Source organism: Pseudomonas sp. COR18, assembly GCF_048568395.1.
In the GTDB taxonomy this organism is placed as follows: domain Bacteria; phylum Pseudomonadota; class Gammaproteobacteria; order Pseudomonadales; family Pseudomonadaceae; genus Aquipseudomonas; species Aquipseudomonas fuscovaginae_B.
This window is the reverse complement of the sequence record NZ_CP183808.1, coordinates 62431-83043: the sequence shown is the minus strand read 5'-3', so window position 1 is coordinate 83043 and position 20613 is coordinate 62431. Positions and strand designations below refer to the sequence as shown.

The following is a 20613-nucleotide window of genomic DNA, read 5'->3' as shown; positions in this document are numbered from 1 at the left end:
CCCCCTGGCAATCGCAGCCGGAAAACTGGATCAAGCCGCATGCCTTTGCTGCACAGGACCGTTTGACAGGTTTCAGGCGACCACAGATCGCCACGCGGCCGCCGGTTTCAGATACTCCTTTACGTCGGCTGCCCGGGCGGGCGACCCGGTCCGGCAGGCACACGCGTAACCGGTGACCATCGGGGTCGAGGGCCACGAACGTCAGTCCGAACGCGGCGTGATGCAGCGGCTGCTCGATCCCGGCGCGAGCCTGTTTCATCAGAGGCTCAAGCCAGGTTGCGCTTCAATTCGGCGATATGTTCCGGGCCGATGCCGCAGCAGCCACCGATCAGGCTGGCACCGCGTTGCCGCCAATCCCGGGCCCAGGCCAGGTAGCCGGGTGGGTCGAGGTCTTCGCGCAGTTCATCCAGGCCATCGTTGGCGGTGGCCTCTTTGGGTTGCGGCGGGAAAGCGTTGGCGTAGGCACCGATGGCGATATCGACGTTCAGCCCTTCGATCACTGAGCGCGCCACGTCCACGGCCGCACCAATGACTTCCGGCTGGCTGCAGTTGAACAGCACGGCGCTCACGCCCAGGCCGGCAACGACCTCGATGGCATCGGCCACCGGCTCGCCGGAGCGCAGGCGTGGTGTGTCGTCGATGTCTTCGTCCTGCAGGGTGAACGACACCCAGAACGATTTGCCATCGGCCGGCAGGTGGGCGTGGATCGCGCGGACCTCGGCAATCGAACTCTGGGTTTCGGCCAGCCAGAGGTCGACGTGCGGCGCCAGGCCTTCGAGCAGCGGCGTGAGCACTTCGGCCACGCGCTCAGGCTGGAACAGGTCGGGCCGATAGGAGCCGAACAGCGGTGGCAGGGAGCCCGCCACCTGCACCGGCTGCGCGCTGGCGTCGGCGGCGGTACGGGCCAGCTTGCCGGCGGTTTCGGCCAGTTGACGTCCTTCCCGGGCAAAGCGCTCCTCACCGATGTGGAAGGGCACCACGGCGTAGCTGTTGCTGGTGATGACCTGGGCTCCGGCGGCAATGAACGAGGCATGCACGCCCACGACCGCCTCGGGGGCCTCGCTGAGCGCCAGCGCGGACCACTCCGGCTGGCGGAACGGAGCACCGCTGCGTTGCAGTTCGCGCCCCATGCCACCGTCTAGAACCACCATCGATCGTTGTTTCATATAACCTTCCTGGATGTGCTTATGAAGAAAATTCACTATGTTCAGTGCGCTTATAGCTATTAAATAGCTGAAATTCGTTTTCAGCCAACTTTTCAGGTACTTATATGCGTTTTCCTTGCTTGCTGGGCGCAGGGCTGCTCGCCCTTGCCGCTGCTTCACAGGCTGTTGCCGGTGTCACGCTGGATCGGGTCGAGTCACGCAAGGAACTGGTCAACGTGCTGATGGAAAGCTATCCGCCGTTTTCCTTCCTGAACGAGCAGAACCAGCTCGATGGCTTCGACGTGGACGTGGCCAAGGCGGTTGCGCAGAAGCTGGGCGTCAAGCTGCGCCTGGAAACACCTTCCTGGGACGTGATCGCCGCCGGTCGCTGGAGCGGCCGCTATGACCTGTGCATCTGCTCGATGACGCCGAGCAAGGCGCGGGCCGAAGTCTTCGATTTCCCGGTCGAGTACTACGCCTCGCCGGCGGTGATCGTGGTCAACGCCCAGGATGACCGCATTCATTCGGCCAAGGACCTGGACGGTCGCAAGGTGGGCCTGACCAGCGCCTCCAGCTACGAGAGCTACCTGAACAAGAACCTGGTGATCGAAGGTGCCGAAGACCAGAAGATCGATTATCCCTTCGACTTCGTCCAGATCGCGCCCTACGACACCGACAACGTGGCCTTCCAGGACCTGGGACTGGGCGCCGGGGTTCGTCTGGATGCCATCCTGACCAACCTGGTGACCGCGCAACCGCGCCTGAACCAGGACAAGCGTTTCAAGCTGGCCGGTGCCCCGCTGTATGAGGAGCCCAACTCAGTCGCCATCGAGAAGGGCGACCCCGAGTGGGAGGCGAAGGTGCGCCAAGTGTTCGCCGAACTCAAGAGCGACGGCACCCTGGCTCGTCTGTCGCAGAAATGGATCGGCGCCGACATCAGTAAATGAGTGCCTTCGAACCTTCCCCGAAGCCCGTGGCCAAGGCCGCGGGCACGCGCCTGTTGGGTTTTCGCACGCGCCTGTACCTGACCTGGCTGGCGCTGTTCGTTCTGTTCGTGGCGTTCTTCCTGAGCTTTGACCTGAAATTCTCGATCATCCTGGAGAAGTTCCCGAACCTGGCCGGTTTCAAACTGGGGCCGAACGGCTTCCTGCAGGGTGCGGCGCTGACCCTGTTCCTGTGCCTGTGCTCGATGGTGGTCTCGGTGTTGTTCGGTTTCGCCGCCGCCCTGGCGCGGTTGTCGAACAGCGCGGTCCTGGTGGGGATTGCCAGCTTCTATACCTCATTCTTCCGCGGTACGCCGCTGCTGATCCAGATCCTGTTGATCTACCTGGGGCTGCCGCAACTGGGCATGGTGCCAGGGGCAATCAGTGCCGGCATCATTGCCTTGTCGCTCAACTACGGGGCTTACCTGAGCGAGATCTTCCGCGCCGGCATCCTGGGCGTTGCCCGGGGGCAGCGGGAGGCGGCACTGGCGCTGGGCATGCGCTCGCGGCAGATCTTCCGGCACGTCATCCTGCCCCAGGCCATGCGGGTGATCATTCCACCCACCGCCAACCAGTTCATCTCCATGCTCAAGGACTCGTCGCTGATCTCGGTGATGGGGGTGTGGGAAGTGATGTTCCTGGCGCAGTCCTACGGCCGCTCCAGCTATCGCTACATGGAGATGCTGACCACCGCAGCGGTTATCTACTGGTTGCTGTCGATCCTGCTGGAGCTGGTGCAGTCGCGACTGGAACGGCACTTCGGCAAGGCTTATCGGCGGTAGGGTCGGCTGGCGTCCCGCGCGGCGGTGTCGAAATGACGCCCCATTTCGACACCCTGAAAAGAGCGGGGTCACCGACCGGCGATGACCCCGGATAGCGGTCAGTCGAACACGATGCCCTGGGCCAGCGGCAGTTCGCGGGAGTAGTTCACGGTGTTGGTCTGGCGCCGCATGTAGCCTTTCCAGGCATCGGAGCCGGATTCGCGGCCGCCGCCGGTCTCCTTCTCGCCGCCGAACGCACCGCCGATTTCCGCGCCGCTGGTGCCGATGTTGACGTTGGCGATGCCACAGTCGCTGCCGGTTGCGCTCTGGAAGGCTTCGGCCTCACGCACGTCGGTGGTGAAAATGCACGACGACAGGCCCTGGGGCACTTCGTTGTTCAGGCGCAGCGCCTCGTCGAAATCGTCATAGCCGATGACGTAGAGAATCGGCGCGAAGGTTTCGTGGCGTACCACGGCGGACTGGCCCGGCATTTCCACCAGCGCCGGGCTGACGTAGTAGGCGTTCGGGTACCGGTCGGCGAGCTGGCGTTCGCCGCCGAACACCTGGCCGCCTTCGTCGCGCGCCTGGGTCAGGGCGTTCTGCATGGCGTTGAAGCTCTGCTGGTCGATCAGCGGGCCGATCAGGTTGCCTTCCCGCGGGTCGCCGATCCGCACCTTGCCGTAGGCGGATTTGACCCGGGCCACCACCTCGGCCTTGACCGAGTTGTGCACGAACAGGCGACGCAGGGTGGTGCAACGCTGGCCGGCGGTGCCGACGGCGCTGAACAGCACGGCGCGTACCGCCAGGTCCAGGTCGGCACTCGGGGCCAGGATCATGGCGTTGTTGCCGCCCAGTTCCAGGATGCTGCGGCCGAAGCGCGCGGCGACCCGTGGGCCCACTTCGCGGCCCATGCGGGTGCTGCCGGTGGCGCTGACCAGGGCGACGCGGGTGTCGTCCACCAGTACTTCGCCGGCCTGGCGGTCGCCGATGATCAGTTGCGCCAGGCCTTCAGGGGCCTCGCCGAAACGGGCCATGGCCTTCTCCAGCAGCGCCTGGCTGGCCAGGGCGGTCAGCGGGGTCTTTTCCGACGGTTTCCAGATCACCGCGTTGCCGCAGACCAGCGCCAGGGCGGTGTTCCAGGCCCAGACCGCGACCGGGAAGTTGAAGGCGCTGATCACCCCGACCACGCCCAGCGGATGCCAGGTCTCGCGCATGTGGTGGCCAGGACGCTCGGAGGCGATGGTCAGGCCGTACAGCTGGCGCGACAGGCCCACCGCGAAGTCGCAGATATCGATCATTTCCTGCACTTCCCCCAGGCCTTCCTGGGTGATCTTGCCGGCCTCGATGGACACCAGTTCGCCGAGGTCGGCCTTGTGCTCGCGCAGCACTTCGCCGAACACTCGCACCAGCTCGCCACGACGCGGCGCCGGCACCTGGCGCCAGGCCTGGAAGGCACGCTGGGCGGTGGCGATGCGCGACAGCACCTGTTCGCGATCCTCAAGCTTGACCGAGCCGATACGGCTGCCATCGATGGGGGTATGGACCGCGTAGGTGCCTTCGCTATAAGCGTGGGCGGGCACCCCCAGGCGTTGCAGCAGTTGACTGATCATGATTCGGACTCCTTTGGCGTGACGACAGGCACAATTGACAGGGGGCAGTATCGGCGCCGAAAGCCTGGTCGAACAAACGAGCAAAATTCCAAATATCATTCCTTCCTGGAATTTAATGGGCAGAGAGGATGTGGGTTCAGAACGGGTTTTCAGTTTTATCCGTCTATGGCAGGGATGTAGGGTGGGATTTTTGGGGTGATAGTGCGACTTCATGACTGAAAGGAATGAACCCGCGACTATTTATCGTTTGTCTTGCCCGTACCTGCTCGCTTGAATGGAGGCACTTTCACCAGGAACGGCAGCGGGCCATGAATCAGGATTGCATCAGCCAATCGATCAACATCGTTCACCCTGTGGAGCTGACCCACGGACGCAACGCACTCGTCTGGGACAGCGCCGGCAAGCGCTACATCGATTTCATCGGCGGTATTGGCGTCCTCAACCTCGGGCACTGCAACGAGGCGGTGGTGGCGGCCATTCGCGAGCAGGCCGGGCGCATGACCCACGCCGCGTTCAATGCCGTACCCCACGACCAATATGGCGCCTACCTGCGGGCGTTGGCCGCGTTCGTGCCGGTCAGCTATGCGCTGTCGGGCATGCTCACCAACAGCGGCGCGGAGGCGGCGGAAAACGCCCTGAAGATCGTTCGCGGTGCTACCGGGCGCAGTGGCGTGGTGGCCTTCGATGGCGGCTTTCATGGCCGCACCCTGGCCACCTTGAATCTCAACGGCAAGGTGGCGCCGTACAAGCAGAAGGTCGGCAGCCTGCCGGGGCCGGTGTTTCACCTGCCGTACCCCAGTGCCGACACCGGCGTCACCGCCGAGCAGGCGCTCAAGGCACTGGAGCGCCTGGTCAGCGTGGAAATTGCGGTCGAGGACATCGGCGCGATCTTCATCGAGGCGGTGCAGGGCGAGGGGGGCTTCCTGGCCCTGGATGCGGATTTCGCCAGGCCGTTGCGGGCCTTCTGCGACCGCCACGGCATCGTGCTGGTGATCGACGAGGTGCAGTCGGGCTTTGGCCGCACCGGCGAGCGTTTTGCCTTTACCCGGCTGGGTATCGAACCGGACCTGCTGCTGCTCGGCAAGAGCATGGCCGGCGGGGTGCCGCTGGGGGCGGTGGTCGGCCGCCGTGAACTGCTCGACGCCCTGCCCAAAGGCGGGTTGGGCGGTACCTATTCCGGTAACCCGCTGGCCTGCGCCGCCGGCCTGGCGACGCTGGGGCAGATGAGCGATGACAACCTTTCGCGCTGGGGCGAAGGACAGGGCACGCTGATCGCCCGGTATCACGCCGCCTGGAAAGAACGCTTTGCCTGCGTCGGCCGCCTGACCGGGGTCGGCGCGATGCGTGGCCTGGAACTGGTCAATGCCGATGGCAGCCCGGCGCCGCAGCATCTGGCCGCCGTGCTGGCCAGCGCCCGCGAAGCCGGCCTGCTGCTGATGCCGAGCGGCAAGGCGCGGCATATCATCCGGCTGCTGCCACCGTTGACCATCGAACCGGCCATTCTGGAAGATGGCCTGAACATCCTCGAACAATGCCTGGCGCAACTGGCCTGAGCGGAGACCTGCCTGATGAGCACCCTTGTTTCGCCTGATCGTATTCGTGCCGACTTTTCCCGGGCCATGAGCGCCATGTACCAGCAGGAGGTGCCGCTGTATGGCGACCTGATGCAACTGGTGGCCGACACCAACCGCCATACCCTGGCGGCGCAGCCGGCCGTGGCGCAGGCGCTGGCCCATACCGGCGAGCTGGAGCGGCTGGACCTGGAGCGCCACGGCGCGATCCGCGTCGGCACCGCCGCGGAGCTGGCGACCATGGGCCGGCTGTTCGCGGTCATGGGCATGCAGCCGGTGGGTTACTACGACCTGACCCCGGCCGGTGTACCGGTGCATTCCACGGCCTTTCGCGCGGTGGACGAAAGCGCCTTGCGCGCCAGCCCGTTCCGGGTATTCACCTCGCTGTTGCGCCTGGAACTGATCCAGGACACCGCGCTGCGGGCCTTCGCCGAGCGCACCCTGGCGGCGCGGCAGATCTTCACCCCACGGGTGCTGGAACTGATCGCCCAGGCCGAGCGCGACGGCGGCCTCGATGCCGCGGCGGCTGACGAGTTCGTCACCCAGGCACTGGAAACCTTCCGCTGGCACGGCCAGGCCACCGTCAGCCTGGCCGATTACCAGCGCCTGGACGGTGCCCATCGCCTGATCGCCGATGTGGTCGCGTTCAAGGGGCCGCACATCAACCACCTGACGCCGCGCACCCTGGACATCGACCAGGTGCAGGCCGACATGCCCGGCCGTGGTATCACGCCCAAGGCGGTGATCGAGGGGCCGCCACGTCGTCGCTGCCCGATCCTGCTGCGTCAGACCAGCTTCAAGGCCCTCAACGAGGCCATCGACTTCGTCGGCCCGCAGGGCCCGGAGCAGGGCAGTCACTCGGCGCGTTTCGGCGAGATCGAGCAGCGCGGCGTGGCGTTGACCCCGAAAGGCCGTGCATTGTACGACGCTTTGCTGGGGCAGGCCCGCGAGGCGCTGGGGGGATTCCCCTCGGAAGCCAATGCGCAGCGTTACAGTGAACTGCTGGCCGAGGCGTTCAAGGCCTTCCCGGATGACTACGAGACCTTGCGCCGCGAGCAACTGGCGTTCTTCCGCTACCGGGCGACGGACAAGGGCCTGGCGGCCGGTGGGGTGTCCCGGGACGTCGAGGCGCTACTGGCCAGTGGGGAGCTGGCCTATGAGCCTCTGGTCTACGAAGACTTCCTGCCGGTCAGTGCGGCGGGGATCTTCCAGTCCAACCTCGGTGACCATGCCCAGGCCCATTACGCGGAACTGGCCAACCGCGACGCCTTCCAGCGCGCACTGGGCCGGGAGACGCTGGATGAGTTGCAGCTTTACCAGCTCACCGAGCAGGCGTCGCTGCGCAGCGCACTGGCGGCCCTGACAGGTTCAGGGGCCTGAATGAGGCCGAGGGTGAACGCCAGGGGTTGGAACGTCGTTCCTGCGGGGCACGAGTGTGAAGGTTGTTAATGTCGAGCTAACGGAACTCACCTACACTCACCGGCATGATCGACCTGCTGCGACGGCTCACCCTCCTGATGCTTGTTCTCGCGCTTCCCTTCAACGGGATGGCGGGGATCGACTCATCCGTCGAACCCTGCCCGATGCAGGCCGCGGGGATGAACAGGATGGCGGGGATGCAGCACGACTGCTGTCAGGACCAGGACCAGGGACAGTCTTCCCATCATGGCTCCAAGGCCTGCAAGGTCGGCCAGGAGTGCAGCACCGCGAGCGTGCTCCAGGTCAACCTGGCTGAGCCCGCCATGCCCTTTGCCGCGCCAGGCCTGGCTGACAGCTATGCGCGGAACCTGCTGACCCGGGCTGCGCCCGACCTGTGGCGACCGCCCCGCGCCTGATTCCTTCGTAAACCCAAGAGCATCGTTCCGCCCTCGCGGCCGGACGATGGCATGCGCGTGTGCGCCGGTTTTTTCGAGGAATCCTCTTCATGACTTTCCCACGTCTTCATGCAGGGCTGACGCCGATGGCCGCCCTGGTGATCCTGCTGCCGACCCTGTCGGTGCAGGCGGCTTCACTTTCCCTGGACGATGCGCTGCAACTCGCCGAGCGCAACGCGCCCTCTCTCCAGGCGCGCCAGGAGCAGATGTCGGCGGCACGCCATGCGGTGCTGCCGGCCGGTGAACTGCCCGATCCACGTTTGAACCTGGGGGTACAGAACCTGCCGGTGGACGGTAGCGACCGCTGGAATGCCAATCGCGACTTCATGACCATGCAGGTGGTCGGCCTGGCGCAGGAGGTGCCCAACCGTGACAAGCGCAAGGCGCGGGTCGAGACGGCCCAGGCGGCTGTCGAGCGGGCCGATGCCGAGGCCGTGGTCGAGCGCCTGAAGGTGCGCGCAGCCACGGCGCAGGCCTGGATCGCGGCCTATACGGTGCAGCGCAAGTTGCAGCAATTCGACGAGTTTTACCGCGAAAACGCTTTACTCGCCGCAGTCGTGCGCGCACGGCTGGCCGGCGGCGGAGGCGCGGCGGCCGATGCGTTGGCGCCGCAACAGGAGGCGGCGCAACTGGATGAGCAGAAAGACCAGTTGTCGAGCCAGGCGAGCCAGGCGCGAGCGGCGCTCAAACGCTGGGTCGGGCAGGACAGCGACCCTCGGGCGCGGGCATTCCCCGAATGGGCCGTGGATGCACCGCACTACCTGCATGCCCTGCATGACCACCCGGAACTGGCGGCCTATGGGGCCATGACCCGCGAGGCGCAGGCCCAGGTACATCAGGCGCAGGCCGAGAAGAAATCGGACTGGGGATGGCAGGTGGATTACCAGCGGCGTGGGCCGGACTTCAGCAACATGGTCAGTGTGCAGGTCAGCTTCCAGTTGCCGCTGTTCAGCGGATCACGCCAGGACCCGACGATTGCCGCGCGACAGGCCCAGGTGCGGCAGCTCGAAGACGAGCGCGAGGCGTTGCTGCGTGAGCACACCGCGCAGCTGGAAGCGGATCTGGCCGAGTACCAGCGCCTGCAACGGGCGGTGACACGCAGTCGCCAGACACTGCTGCCGTTGGCCGAGGAGCGGGTGCGCCTGGCCCTGGCCGACTACCGGGCGGGCAAGTTGGCCCTGGCAGAGGTGCTTGAGGCTCGGCGCCAGCGGGTGCAGGCGTGCTTGCAGGATATCGATTGGCAGGGGCAACTGGCGGCGGCGACCGCGCGGCTGCACTTCGTCTATGCAGAGGTGCGGGCATGAAGCGGACCTCCATCGGATTGATCGTGGTGTTTGCACTGGCTGCGGGTGTCGCGGCGGGCTATTGGCTGGCGCAAGAGGGCCGTGGCGGGCCTGCGCCGGTTGCCGGCGAGCAGAAGGCGCTGTACTGGTACGACCCGATGTACCCGCAGCAGCATTTTTCGGCCCCCGGCAAGTCACCGTTCATGGACATGCAACTGGTGGCCAAGTACGCCGAGGCCGATGCCGGGCAGATGCAGCCGGCGGTGCAGATCACCCAGGGGGTGCAGCAGAACCTGGGGGTGCGCCTGGCAACGGCAACCCCCGGACGGCTGCAGCGTTCGCTGCTGGTCAGCGGCGTGCTGGCCTACAATGAGCGGGACTTCAGCGTGCTGCAGGCCCGCACCTCGGGCTTCGTCGAACGTACCTATGGCCGGGCCACGGGCGACAGGGTGGTCAAGGGGGCGCCGTTGGCGGATGTCCTGGCACCGGAGTGGGTCGGGTTGCAGGAGGAGTTTCTGGCCCTGCGTCGCTTGGGGGATGCGGGGTTGCAGGCGGCGGCGCGCCAGCGTCTGTTGCTGGCGGGGATGCCCGCCGAGCTGATCGAGCGGGTTGCGCGCAGCGGCCAGGTGCAGAACCGGGTGACGCTGGTGGCGCCCGGCACGGGGGTGATCCAGGCGCTGGAGCTGCGTCCGGGCATGGCGCTGATGCCGGGGGCGACCCTGGCGCGGATCAATGGCGTGCTCAATGTCTGGCTTGAGGCCGCGGTGCCACAAGCCCAGGCCGGCGGCCTGCGCGAAGGGCAGGCGATAGAGGCACGCCTGCCGGCGTATCCCGGCGAGGTGATCCCGGGCAGGCTGACCGCCGTGCTCGCCGACGCCGACCTGCAGAGCCGTACCTTGCGCCTGCGTATCGAACTGCCCAATCGCGAGGGGCGGCTGCGCCCGGGCATGACCGCGCAAGTTACCCTGCATCCGGACGAACAGGCCGATGACAGCCTGCTGTTGCCGGCCGAAGCGGTGATCCGCAGCGGCAAGCGCGACATGGTGATGCTGGCCGAGGACCAGGGACGTTTCCGTCCGGTACAGGTGCGGCTGGGGCTGGAGAGCAACGGCCAGGTCGCGGTGCTGCAAGGGCTGCAGGCGGGGCAGAAGGTGGTGGCCTCGGGACAGTTCCTGATCGATTCCGAAGCCAGCCTCAAGGGTATCGAGGCCACGACGGCACCGGACATTCCGTCAGCCTTGGCAGCGCCTGCTAGGGAGAGCCGACCATGATCGAGAAACTGATTCGCTGGTCGGTGGGCAACCGCATCCTGGTGCTGCTCATCACGCTGTTTCTGCTGGCGTGGGGGCTGTTTTCACTGCGCAGCCTGCCGATCGATGCGTTGCCGGACCTGTCGGACGCGCAAGTGATCATCCGCACCTCCTATCCGGGGCAGGCGCCGCAGATCGTCGAAAACCAGGTCACCTATCCGCTGACCACGACCATGCTTTCGGTGCCGGGCGCCAGGACCGTGCGCGGCTATTCGGCGTACGGCGACAGCTTTGTCTATGTGCTGTTCGAGGACGGGACCGACCTGTACTGGGCGCGTTCGCGGGTACTGGAGTACCTGAGCCAGGTGCAGTCGCGCCTGCCAGCCTCGGCCAGGCCCGTGCTCGGCCCGGATGCCACCGGGGTGGGCTGGATCTACCAGTACGCCCTGGTCGATCGCAGCGGCGGGCATGACCTGTCGCAGTTGCGCAGCCTGCAGGACTGGTTCCTGCGCTTCGAGCTCAAGACCCTGCCGGATGTCGCCGAGGTGGCGAGCATCGGTGGCATGGTCAAGCAGTACCAGGTGGTGCTCGATCCGTTGCGCATGGCCAGCCTCGGCATCACCCAGGAAGAAGTGGCGCAGGCCATCGGCAAGGCCAACCAGGAAACCGGGGGCGGCGTACTCGAACAGGGTGAGGCCGAGTTCATGGTGCGGGCCTCGGGCTACCTGAAGACGCTGGACGATTTCCGTGCCATCCCCCTGCGCCTGAGCGCCCAGGGGGCGCCGGTGACGCTGGGCGATGTGGCCAGGGTGCAACGGGGGCCGGAGGCGCGCCGCGGCATTGGCGAGCTGGATGGCCAGGGGGAGGCCGTGGGTGGCGTGGTGATCCTGCGCAGTGGCAAGAATGCGCGGGAGGCGATTGCCCGCGTCAAGGACAAGCTCCAGGCGCTGAAGAAGAGCCTGCCCGCCGGCGTCGAACTGGTCACCACCTATGATCGCAGCCAGTTGATCGACCGCGCCGTCGACAACCTCGGCCACAAGCTGATCGAGGAGTTCATCGTGGTCGCCCTGGTGTGCGCGGCATTCCTCTGGCACCTGCGCTCGTCGCTGGTGGCGATCATCTCGCTGCCGGTGGGGGTACTGGTCGCGCTGATCGTCATGCGTCACCAGGGCATCAACGCCAACATCATGTCGCTGGGCGGGATTGCCATCGCCATCGGCGCGATGGTCGATGCCGCCGTGGTGATGATCGAGAATGCGCACAAGCGGGTAGAGGCCTGGCACAGGCTCAATCCGGGGCGCTCGCTGCACGGCGAACAGCACTGGCAGGTCATGACCGAGGCGGCCATCGAGGTGGGGCCGGCGCTGTTCTTCAGCCTGATGATCATCACCCTGTCGTTCGTCCCGGTGTTCACCCTGCAGGCCCAGGAGGGACGCTTGTTCGCACCGCTGGCCTTCACCAAGACCTACGCCATGGCCGCCGCCGCCGGCCTGGCCGTGACCCTGGTGCCGGTGTTGATGGGCTACTGGATTCGCGGGCCGCTGCCGGCGGAGCAGCGTAACCCGCTCAATCGGGGGCTGATCCGCCTGTACCGCCCGGCCCTGGCGGTTGTACTGCGGCGCCCGCTGATGACGCTGCTGGGCGCCCTGTTGATCCTGCTCAGCAGCCTGTGGCCATTGACCCACCTGGGCGGGGAATTCCTGCCGCCGCTGGATGAGGGGGACCTGTTGTACATGCCCTCGGCCCTGCCAGGGCTGTCGGCGCAACAGGCTTCGCAGTTGCTGCAGCGCACCGACCGGCTGATTCGCACGGTGCCCGAGGTGGCCAGTGTGTTCGGCAAGGCGGGGCGCGCGGAGTCGGCCACCGATCCGGCACCGCTGGAAATGTTCGAGACCATCGTGCGGCTCAAGCCGAAGGCTCAGTGGCGCCCGGGCATGACCAGCGAGAAACTGGTCGAGGAACTCGACCGTACCGTGCACGTGCCAGGCCTGACCAATATCTGGATCCCGCCGATCCGCAATCGGATCGACATGCTCGCCACCGGGGTCAAGAGCCCGATCGGGGTCAAGGTGGCCGGTAACGACCTGGCCCGGATCGACCACGTGACCCAGGCCATCGAGCGTGTCGCCAGGCGCGTGCCCGGCGTGACCTCGGCCCTGGCCGAGCGTTTGACCGGCGGACGCTACATCGACCTCGATATCGACCGCCAGGCCGCGGCGCGTTACGGCCTGAACATTGCCGACGTGCAGGCCATCGTCGCCGGAGCCATCGGTGGCGACAATATCGGCGAGACCGTCGAGGGCCTGGCGCGCTACCCGATCAGCCTGCGTTACCCCCGTGAATGGCGCGACTCTGTCGAAACCCTGCGGCAACTGCCGATCTATACCGCGCAGGGTAGCCAGATCACCCTCGGCAGCGTGGCGCGTGTGGGCCTTGCCGACGGGCCGCCGATGCTCAAAAGCGAGAACGCCCGTCCCTCCGGCTGGGTGTACATCGACGTACGCGGTCGTGACCTCTCATCGGTGGTGGCCGACCTGCGCCAGGCGGTGGAGCGCGAGGTCAGGCTCGAGCCCGGCATGAGCCTGAGCTACTCCGGTCAGTTCGAGTACCTGGAGCGGGCCAACGCACGTCTGGCCTGGGTGGTACCGGCGACCCTGGCGATCATCTTCGTGCTGCTCTACCTGACCTTCGGCCGTCTTGGCGAAGCGCTGCTGATAATGGGCACCTTGCCTTTTGCCCTGACCGGTGGCGTGTGGCTGCTGTACCTGATGGGCTTCAACCTGTCGGTGGCCACCGGTGTCGGCTTCATTGCCCTGGCCGGGGTGGCGGCGGAGTTCGGGGTGATCATGCTGATCTACCTGAACAATGCCTGGGCCGAGCGACAGGCCAACGGCGAGTGCACGCAGTCGGCGCTGCTGGCGTCGATCGGCGAAGGCGCGGTGCAACGTATCCGGCCCAAGGCGATGACCGTGGCGGTGATCGTCGCCGGGCTCTTGCCGATCCTCTGGAGCAGCGGTACCGGCAGTGAAGTCATGAGCCGTATTGCGGTGCCGATGGTCGGCGGCATGCTGACCGCACCCCTGCTTTCCCTGTTCGTGATTCCCGCGGTGTACTGGCTGGTCCGGCGTCGCGGCCTGGCAGCCGTTGCACGGCCTGCTGGCTGACAGGCCAGGTGCAACGACGCCAGGCACTGCTCGAATTGCGCGCACGGCCAATCGGCAAAGGCGTCCCGTCGTGCAGCCGGGCGCGGATGCGCTATCCCATGCGTTGAGGCGAAAAGGCTCCCCGGGGCCTTTTCACCTCAACCGCCGCGCAGGGCTCTCGCTACTCCACTGCTTCCACCACGCCCAGGTCCTCGCCCAGGAATCCACCACTCTGGTGCTGCCAGAGCCGGGCGTAGGTGCCGTTCTTCTCCAGCAGTTCGCTGTGGGTGCCCTGCTCGATGATGCGCCCGTCATCCATGACGATGAGCCGGTCCATGGCCGCGATGGTGGACAGCCGGTGGGCGATGGCGATGACGGTCTTGCCCTCCATCATCTCGTCGAGACTTTCCTGGATGGCGACTTCCACCTCCGAATCCAGCGCGCTGGTGGCCTCGTCGAGCAGCAGGATCGGCGCGTTCTTGAGCATCACCCGGGCAATGGCGATGCGCTGGCGCTGCCCGCCCGACAGCTTGATGCCGCGCTCACCGACCAGGGTGTCGTAGCCGGTATGGCCTTGCCGGTCGCTCAGTTGGCTGATGAACCCGTCGGCCTGGGCGTTCGCCGCGGCGGCCCGAATCTGCGCCTCGCTCGCGTCGGGGCGGCCGTAGGCGATGTTGTCGCGGATGGAGCGGTGCAGCAGGGACGTGTCCTGGGTGACCATGCCGATGGCGCCGCGCAGGCTGTCCTGGGTGACTTGGGCGATATTCTGCCCATCGATGCGGATCTCGCCGCGGTCCACGTCGTAGAAGCGCAGCAGCAGATTGATCAGCGTGGACTTGCCGGCGCCGGAACGCCCCACTAGGCCGATCTTTTCCCCCGCGCGGATCTGCAGGCTCAGACCATCGAGCACCTGGCGCTCACCGTTGTAGTTGAAGCTCACGTTATCGAAGCTCACCGCGCCGCCCGAGGTCACCAGTTCGCCGGCGTTCGGCGCATCCTGCACCTTGGGGCCGCGGGTCAGGGTGGCCATGCCATCCTGCACGGTGCCGATGTTTTCGAACAGCGAGGTCATCTGCCACATGATCCAGTGCGACATGCCGTTGATCCGCAAGGCCATGGCAGTGATCGCCGCGACCGCACCGGTGCCGATCCCGCCCTGGTGCCACAGCCACAGGGCATAACCGCCGGCCCCCAGGATCAGGCCGACCACCAGCGCCTGGTTGACGATCTCGAACTGGCTGACCAGGCGCATCTGGCGAAAGCCGGTGTCCTTGAAGTCTTCCATCGCCGCACGGGCGAACTGTGCCTCGCGCCGGGAATGCGAGAACAGCTTCACGGTGGTGATATTGGTGTAGGCGTCCGAGACCCGCCCGGTCATGGACGAGCGCGCATGGGCCTGTTCCTGGCCGACTTGTCCCAGGCGCGGCACGAAGTACAGCATGGCCAGCCCGAACAGGGCGACCCAGGCCACGAACGGCAGCATCAGCTTCAGGGCGAAGCCGCCGGCCAGCGCGATGATCGCAATGAAGTACACGCCGATACCGGGGAGGATCTCGATGACGGTGAACAGCACTTCGCGCACCGCCAGCGCCGTCTGCATCACCTTGGTGGTGACCCGGCCGGAGAACTCGTCGGAAAAGAACGAGAGGCTTTGCCGCAGCATCAGGCGGTGGAAGTCCCAGCGCAGCCGCAGCGGCAGGTTGATCGCCAGGACCTGGTGCTGGACCATGGTGCGCAGTGCCACCAGGCCGATGCTGGTCAGCAGCACGATGCCGATGCCCCACAGCACGCGGCTTTCCTCGCCGCTGGCGGCGCCGCCGGCCTTCCAGCTGGAAAGCAGGTCGACCACCTGCCCGAGGAAGGAAAACAGCCAGGCTTCGTAGATCGATACCCCGGCGCTGAGCAGTGCCAGTGCGAGGATGTAGCCGCGGGCGCCGCGGGTGCAGGCCCAGAGGAACCGCAGCAGGCCCATGGGCGGCGGTGGCACCTCGTCGGGCGGGAAGGGGTCGAGCCATCGTTCAAACGTACGAAGCACAGTGATCTCCGGGTGGTGACGTTGCAGAGAGTCTATCAAGAGAGTCGGATCTCGACCGGAAAGACCCTCATCGACCCGCTTCAGGACGTTCTCAGAGAGGGCTTTTCTTATTGTTTTATAGGGTTTTTGGGACTGTCAGATTTTTTGTGTGCGGGCGGTTACCGCCCGTCACCTGACGGACATGAAATTACCAGGTCGGCCTGGTGAAACGATCCCCGTAAAGGATCGCAAATTGATTCATTGCACCTTTCCAATCATTCGCAGCTCGCCCCCAGTCTGCGGTGATGTTTCGCAGCACCAGCCAGATCAGCTTGGTCGCCGCGTCGTCGTTCGGGAAGTGCCCGCGCGTTTTGATGATCTTACGCAACTGGGCATTGATGCTTTCGATGGCATTGGTGGTGTAGATCACCTTGCGTATGGCCTGTGGAAACACGAAGAACGGTATCACGCGATCCCACGCCCGCCGCCACGAAGCAACTACCGTCGGATACTGCTTGCCCCAAGGGCCCGTCTCGAAGTCGTTCAAGGCTTGCTCTGCCGCGACTGCGTTCAGAGCCTGATAGATCGGTTTCAGTGCCTTAGCCAAGCCCTTGCGCTTGTCCCATGGGGCGAAGTCCAGGCTGTTGCGGATCAGGTGAACGAGGCAGGTTTGCAAGGTGGCCTCAGGGTAAACAGCCGCCAGTGCTTCTGGCATGCCTTTGAGCCCATCAGTGACCGCAATCAGTACATCCTCGACGCCTCGGTTGCGCAGATCGTTGAACACCTTCAACCAGAACTTGGCGCCTTCGGTGTTCTCGATCCAGATGCCCAGGATATCCCGAGTGCCGTCGGGTAAAACGCCCAGTGCGAGGTAGATCGCCTTGTTGCGTACCATGCCTTCATCGCGGATCTTGACACGTAAGGCATCGAAGAAAATCACCGGATACATCGGTTCCAGAGGCCGCTGCTGCCACGCAACCACTTCCTCCATCACGGCGTCAGTCACTGAGCTGATGAAGTCGTGGGAAACGTCCGTGCCGTATTGTTCGCGAAGGAAGGCGCTGATCTCCCGCACCGTCATGCCACGCGCGTACATCGCAATGATCTTGTCATCGAAACCGGTAAAACGACGCTCATGCTTGGGAATCAGGATCGGAGAGAAACTGCCATCGCGATCACGCGGGATGTCCAATTTAAGCGGGCCGTCGTCGGTCAGAACCGTCTTGCCGCTGGTGCCGTTGCGCTGATTCCCGGTGCCCTCGGGGCGCTCTTCGCCCGGCGGGTAGCCCAGGTGCTGGCCGAGCTCCGCACCCAGTGCGCGCTCGACCAACGCCTTTTTGAAGGCCATCGAGATGTCTTGAATCGCCTCGGCTGTCATTGGGCCTTTGACGAACTGCTCGACCAGCTCCTTGGGAATGGATGGCAGGTCTTTTTTGGCCTTGCTGGCCGGGGTCTTTTTGCTTGGCATGTCATGCACCTTAAACGCATGTGATGCCCGAACACAAAATTACTGACAGTCCCGGGTTTTTTCCATGACAGTCCCCAGCGCAGTCGATCACGCCGGCAACGCGCTTCGATTTTCAGAAGCTCTCCCAGCCTCTACCGAGAAAACCTGCGAGCCCCCGCCACACAGAAAATCACCGCCACTGTCACCGCCACCATCCCCACGCTCACCCGCTCATGCAACAACGTTGCCGCCAACGCCAAGCCAAAGAAAGGCTGCAGCAACTGCAACTGTCCCACCGCGGCAATCCCTCCCTGAGCCAGCCCCCGGTACCAGAACACGAACCCGATCAGCATACTGAACAGCGACACATACCCCAGGCTGGCCCAGGCCGCCGGCGTAATGCCCGAGAAGCTCGGCGGCGCGCAAGCCCCGCTCAATACCAGCATCACCGGCAACGACAGCACCAGCGCCCAGCAGATCACCTGCCAACCGCCGAGGGTGCGCGACAGCCTGGCCCCTTCGGCATAACCCAGGCCACAGACCACAATCGCCGCCAGCATCAGCAGATCGCCCACGGGCGACGCGCTGAGCCCCTGGGCCAGCGCATAACCGACCACCAGCAGACTGCCCAGTACCGAAAAGCACCAGAACGCCGGCCTTGGCCGCTCACCGCCGCGCAACACGCCAAAGATCGCCGTGGCCAGCGGCAGCAAACCGACGAAGACGATGGAGTGCGCCGAGGTCACGTGCTGCAGGGCCAGTGCCGTCAGCAAGGGAAAACCGACAACGACACCCAGGGCCACGACCAGCAACGACAGCCACTGGCCCCGGGCCGGTCGCCGTTCCCTGAAGATCCAGAGCAGGGCGAGCGCCAGCAAGCCGGCGATGCTGGCGCGGGCCACCGTGAGAAACACCGGGTCGAACTCCAGCACCGCCAGCCGTGTGGTGGGCAGCGAGCCACTGAAAATCACCACGCCGATCAGGCCGTTGAGCCATCCTTGCGTGCGCTGGCGGGTGGTCGATTGTTGCAGGTTCGATAGCTGTTCCATTCGGCAGCAGGCTCCTCGGCTCACGTGGGGGTTGCATGAAGGGCATGCTAGGGTCGACGATAATGACAATCAAAAAATTGTCATGGATACGCTTTCACATGCCACGTCTGCGCTACAAGAGGCTGGTCGACACCCTCGCCGCGGATATCCGCTCGGGCAGGCTGTCACCGGGCAGCCGCCTGCCGACCCACCGGCAGTTGGCCGAAACCCACGGGGTGGCGCTGGTCACCGCCACGCGGGTCTATGGCGAGCTGGAGAACATGGGCCTGGTCAGCGGCGAGACCGGGCGCGGCACCTTCGTCCGGGAAACCACCCTGCCGCCGGGGCAGGGCATCGACCAGCCGGAAATCGCCGTGGGCGTGGCCGACCTCAACTTCAACTATCCCTCGCTGCCAGGCCAGTCGGAGCTGCTGCGCAACGGCCTGCGCCAACTGGCGCTGTCGGGCGACCTCGAGGCCCTGCTGCGCTACCAGCCCCACGCGGGCCGCCAGCACGAGCGCAACAGCGTGGCCCGCCATCTGCGAGTGCGTGGCGTCAACGTCACGCCCGAGCAGGTGCTCATCGTCGGCGGCGCCCAGCATGGCCTGGCGGTGACGATGATGGCGCTGCTGCAGCCTGGCGACGTGATCGCCGCCGATGCCTTGACCTATTCCGGTTTCAAGGTGATCGCCGAGGCCCTGCACCTGGAAATTCTGCCGATCCCCGTGCTCCCGCACGGGCCCGACCTGGCGGCGCTCGAGCAACTGTGTCGAACACGCCGCGTGCGGGCGCTCTACACCATCCCGACGCTGCACAACCCGTTGGGCTGGGTGCTGGATCTCGAGCAGCGCGAGCATCTGGTGGCCCTGGCCCGGCGGCACGATCTCTGGCTGATCGAGGACGGTGCCTATGCGTTCCTGGCCGAAGATCCACCGGCACCGCTGATCGCGTTGGCGCCCGAGCGGACGATTTATGTTTCGGGGCTGTCGAAGAACGTCGCCACCGGCCTGCGGGTCGGCTTTGTCGCCGCGCCGTTGCCCCTGGTGCCGCTGGTGCAGCGGGCGATCAGGGCCACCACCTGGAACACGCCGGGGGTGATGACGGCCCTGGCCTGTGCCTGGCTGGAGGATGGCACGGTCGCCCGCCTGGAAACCGAAAAACGCCGCGATGCCCGCGCCCGCCAGGCCCTGGCCGCCGAGGTGCTGGCGGGGTTGCCGTGCATCACCCATCCCGCCTCCTACTTTCTCTGGCTGCCGCTGGCCGAGGAGGCGCGGGCGGACCGGATCACCAAGGCGCTGCTGGACCTGAACGTCTCGGTGTCGACCGCCGAGCCCTTTGCCGTTTCGGCCCATGTGCCCCATGCGATCCGTCTGGCGCTCGGTTCGGTGGACATGACGGTGCTGCGTGAAGCGCTGAAAAAGGTGAAATGGGTGATCGAGGCCGCGTCCTGATCGGCCGCTGTTCAGACGCAAAAGTGCTGGATCGTGGACTCGATAGCACAGGGGGTTATAGCGCTGGCCTGGCCGTTGCCGAATCTTGAATGCAGGCTGTCCAAAGGGTCAGAAAAACCCTACATCGGTGCCAGCGCTCTGCTAGGCTAGAGCCTGTATCTGCAGCATGTGTGTGGCAGTTGCGTAAGCAGTAGCACGGCCTACTGCCAGGGAAGGGGGGCGAGGTCGGCGCAAATGTCAGCCCTTGCAGCTTGCTGCCTTCCATCATTCGTTCGGTTGATAGTGACCATCAAAAAACGCAAGTTCTGTTTTTTGAGCGAAAGAGGAAGATAGCGACATACCGAACCTGCTTTTGAAGGAACCCGAGCGATGAAAATTTCAACCCTGCTGGCTTTTGTCGCCGTCCTCAGCACAGGTATCGCCACCACCTTTCCCGCCCAGGCCGCCGAGAGCGCCAATGGCGACCAGGCCTGCCACTTCCTGCCGGTGGCCGACAGCGGCTTCAGCCTGAAGCAGGCCCGCTCGGTCGGTGTGCTGTACAGCGAAAACACCGTCAATACGCTCGAGTACCTGGAGCGCTACCACAGCGTTGCGCTGAACGGGGCGAAGAACGATGCCCTCGATTCGCGCATCAGCAGCGCCTTCGTCAACAGTTCGGACCCGAAATTGGCGATCGACTGGCTCAAGGGTTCGTTGCAGAAGCAATTCGCTTCGGTGACCGTTTACGACAACCTCGATGCGGTGGTGCAGGCCCGCCCTGACGTGGTGGTGATGCTCGATACCTACAGCCGCCTGGTCACCAAGCGCAACAACCAGTTCGAGGCCCGCTTCATCGCCAAGTTCTATGACTCGAACCTGCAATACATCGGCCAGGCCGAAGGCTCCACCGGCAAGCAACTGTCTTCGGTGTGGGTCAAGGGCAAGGCCGCGCCGGAGATCGCCGCACAGATCAACCAGCAGCGCGACCTGCAGGTCGATGCCCTGAAACGGTTCGATGCCTCGCTCAAGGCGCTGGTGACCTCGGGCAATGTGGAACGGATGGCGAGCAACTGA

General features: G+C 65.3%; 15 protein-coding genes. 10 read left to right on the top strand and 5 right to left on the bottom strand.

Features of this window, described 5'->3' with window-relative positions:
- Positions 1-266: 266 nt before the first annotated feature.
- Complete coding sequence (locus ACM62G_RS00330; protein ID WP_419737585.1) at positions 267-1151, bottom strand: homocysteine S-methyltransferase family protein; 885 nt, start codon at positions 1149-1151, stop codon at positions 267-269.
- 119 nt (positions 1152-1270) lie between these two features.
- Between ACM62G_RS00330 and ACM62G_RS00325 the strand changes: the two genes are divergently transcribed.
- Positions 1271-2092: an ABC transporter substrate-binding protein gene (locus ACM62G_RS00325; RefSeq protein WP_054060788.1), complete on the top strand. Its 822-nt coding sequence runs from the start codon at positions 1271-1273 to the stop codon at positions 2090-2092.
- The gene (locus ACM62G_RS00320) at positions 2089-2910 is read left to right on the top strand and encodes an amino acid ABC transporter permease (protein WP_054060789.1); all 822 of its coding nucleotides are present in this window, start codon (positions 2089-2091) and stop codon (positions 2908-2910) included. The genes ACM62G_RS00325 and ACM62G_RS00320 overlap by 4 nt, the downstream gene beginning before the upstream one ends.
- A gap of 98 nt (positions 2911-3008) precedes the next feature.
- Here ACM62G_RS00320 and ACM62G_RS00315 read toward each other — a convergent pair whose 3' ends face one another.
- Positions 3009-4499: an aldehyde dehydrogenase family protein gene (locus ACM62G_RS00315; RefSeq protein ID WP_419736455.1), complete on the bottom strand. Its 1491-nt coding sequence runs from the start codon at positions 4497-4499 to the stop codon at positions 3009-3011.
- Between the two features lie 308 nt (positions 4500-4807).
- Between ACM62G_RS00315 and ACM62G_RS00310 the strand changes: the two genes are divergently transcribed.
- The 6 genes from ACM62G_RS00310 (at position 4808) to ACM62G_RS00285 (ending at position 13641) form a co-directional block, all read left to right on the top strand.
- Positions 4808-6052 carry an aspartate aminotransferase family protein gene (locus ACM62G_RS00310; protein ID WP_419736454.1) on the top strand — a complete coding sequence of 415 codons (1245 nt, stop codon included), beginning with the start codon at positions 4808-4810 and terminating at the stop codon, positions 6050-6052.
- A gap of 15 nt (positions 6053-6067) precedes the next feature.
- Entirely contained in the window at positions 6068-7450 is a 1383-nt protein-coding gene (locus ACM62G_RS00305) for a VOC family protein (protein ID WP_419736453.1), read from the top strand.
- A 104-nt stretch (positions 7451-7554) separates the two neighbouring features.
- Positions 7555-7905 carry a hypothetical protein gene (locus tag ACM62G_RS00300; RefSeq protein ID WP_273825641.1) on the top strand — a complete coding sequence of 117 codons (351 nt, stop codon included), beginning with the start codon at positions 7555-7557 and terminating at the stop codon, positions 7903-7905.
- 89 nt (positions 7906-7994) lie between these two features.
- Entirely contained in the window at positions 7995-9248 is a 1254-nt protein-coding gene (locus ACM62G_RS00295; protein ID WP_419736452.1) for a TolC family protein, read from the top strand.
- Complete coding sequence (locus ACM62G_RS00290) at positions 9245-10498, top strand: efflux RND transporter periplasmic adaptor subunit (protein ID WP_419736451.1); 1254 nt, start codon at positions 9245-9247, stop codon at positions 10496-10498. The genes ACM62G_RS00295 and ACM62G_RS00290 overlap by 4 nt, the downstream gene beginning before the upstream one ends.
- Positions 10495-13641, top strand: a complete 3147-nt coding sequence (locus ACM62G_RS00285; protein WP_419736450.1) for an efflux RND transporter permease subunit — start codon at positions 10495-10497, stop codon at positions 13639-13641. Before ACM62G_RS00290 ends, ACM62G_RS00285 begins: the two co-directional genes overlap by 4 nt.
- A gap of 160 nt (positions 13642-13801) precedes the next feature.
- Here ACM62G_RS00285 and ACM62G_RS00280 read toward each other — a convergent pair whose 3' ends face one another.
- From ACM62G_RS00280 to ACM62G_RS00270, 3 genes are all read right to left on the bottom strand, one after another.
- Entirely contained in the window at positions 13802-15655 is a 1854-nt protein-coding gene (locus tag ACM62G_RS00280) for an ABC transporter ATP-binding protein (RefSeq protein WP_419736449.1), read from the bottom strand.
- Positions 15656-15842: 187 nt separating this feature from the next.
- A complete protein-coding gene (locus ACM62G_RS00275) occupies positions 15843-17102 on the bottom strand; it encodes an IS256 family transposase (RefSeq protein ID WP_419736448.1) in 1260 nt (419 codons plus the stop codon).
- 131 nt (positions 17103-17233) lie between these two features.
- Entirely contained in the window at positions 17234-18130 is an 897-nt protein-coding gene (locus ACM62G_RS00270) for a DMT family transporter (protein ID WP_419736447.1), read from the bottom strand.
- Between the two features lie 98 nt (positions 18131-18228).
- Here ACM62G_RS00270 and ACM62G_RS00265 point away from each other — a divergent pair, with 98 nt between their 5' ends.
- Both ACM62G_RS00265 and ACM62G_RS00260 read left to right on the top strand, forming a co-directional pair.
- A complete protein-coding gene (locus ACM62G_RS00265; protein ID WP_419736446.1) occupies positions 18229-19560 on the top strand; it encodes a PLP-dependent aminotransferase family protein in 1332 nt (443 codons plus the stop codon).
- 369 nt (positions 19561-19929) lie between these two features.
- Positions 19930-20613, top strand: coding sequence for an ATPase (locus tag ACM62G_RS00260; RefSeq protein ID WP_273825626.1), 684 nt, complete (start codon positions 19930-19932; stop codon positions 20611-20613).

Coding starts and splice junctions, on each gene's coding strand:
- ACM62G_RS00330 (WP_419737585.1), bottom strand. CDS start 1,151: ATGGTGGTTCTAGACGGTGGCATGGGGCGCGAACTGCAACGCAGCGGT.
- ACM62G_RS00325 (WP_054060788.1), top strand. CDS start 1,271: ATGCGTTTTCCTTGCTTGCTGGGCGCAGGGCTGCTCGCCCTTGCCGCT.
- ACM62G_RS00320 (WP_054060789.1), top strand. CDS start 2,089: ATGAGTGCCTTCGAACCTTCCCCGAAGCCCGTGGCCAAGGCCGCGGGC.
- ACM62G_RS00315 (WP_419736455.1), bottom strand. CDS start 4,499: ATGATCAGTCAACTGCTGCAACGCCTGGGGGTGCCCGCCCACGCTTAT.
- ACM62G_RS00310 (WP_419736454.1), top strand. CDS start 4,808: ATGAATCAGGATTGCATCAGCCAATCGATCAACATCGTTCACCCTGTG.
- ACM62G_RS00305 (WP_419736453.1), top strand. CDS start 6,068: ATGAGCACCCTTGTTTCGCCTGATCGTATTCGTGCCGACTTTTCCCGG.
- ACM62G_RS00300 (WP_273825641.1), top strand. CDS start 7,555: ATGATCGACCTGCTGCGACGGCTCACCCTCCTGATGCTTGTTCTCGCG.
- ACM62G_RS00295 (WP_419736452.1), top strand. CDS start 7,995: ATGACTTTCCCACGTCTTCATGCAGGGCTGACGCCGATGGCCGCCCTG.
- ACM62G_RS00290 (WP_419736451.1), top strand. CDS start 9,245: ATGAAGCGGACCTCCATCGGATTGATCGTGGTGTTTGCACTGGCTGCG.
- ACM62G_RS00285 (WP_419736450.1), top strand. CDS start 10,495: ATGATCGAGAAACTGATTCGCTGGTCGGTGGGCAACCGCATCCTGGTG.
- ACM62G_RS00275 (WP_419736448.1), bottom strand. CDS start 17,102: ATGCCAAGCAAAAAGACCCCGGCCAGCAAGGCCAAAAAAGACCTGCCA.
- ACM62G_RS00270 (WP_419736447.1), bottom strand. CDS start 18,130: ATGGAACAGCTATCGAACCTGCAACAATCGACCACCCGCCAGCGCACG.
- ACM62G_RS00265 (WP_419736446.1), top strand. CDS start 18,229: ATGCCACGTCTGCGCTACAAGAGGCTGGTCGACACCCTCGCCGCGGAT.
- ACM62G_RS00260 (WP_273825626.1), top strand. CDS start 19,930: ATGAAAATTTCAACCCTGCTGGCTTTTGTCGCCGTCCTCAGCACAGGT.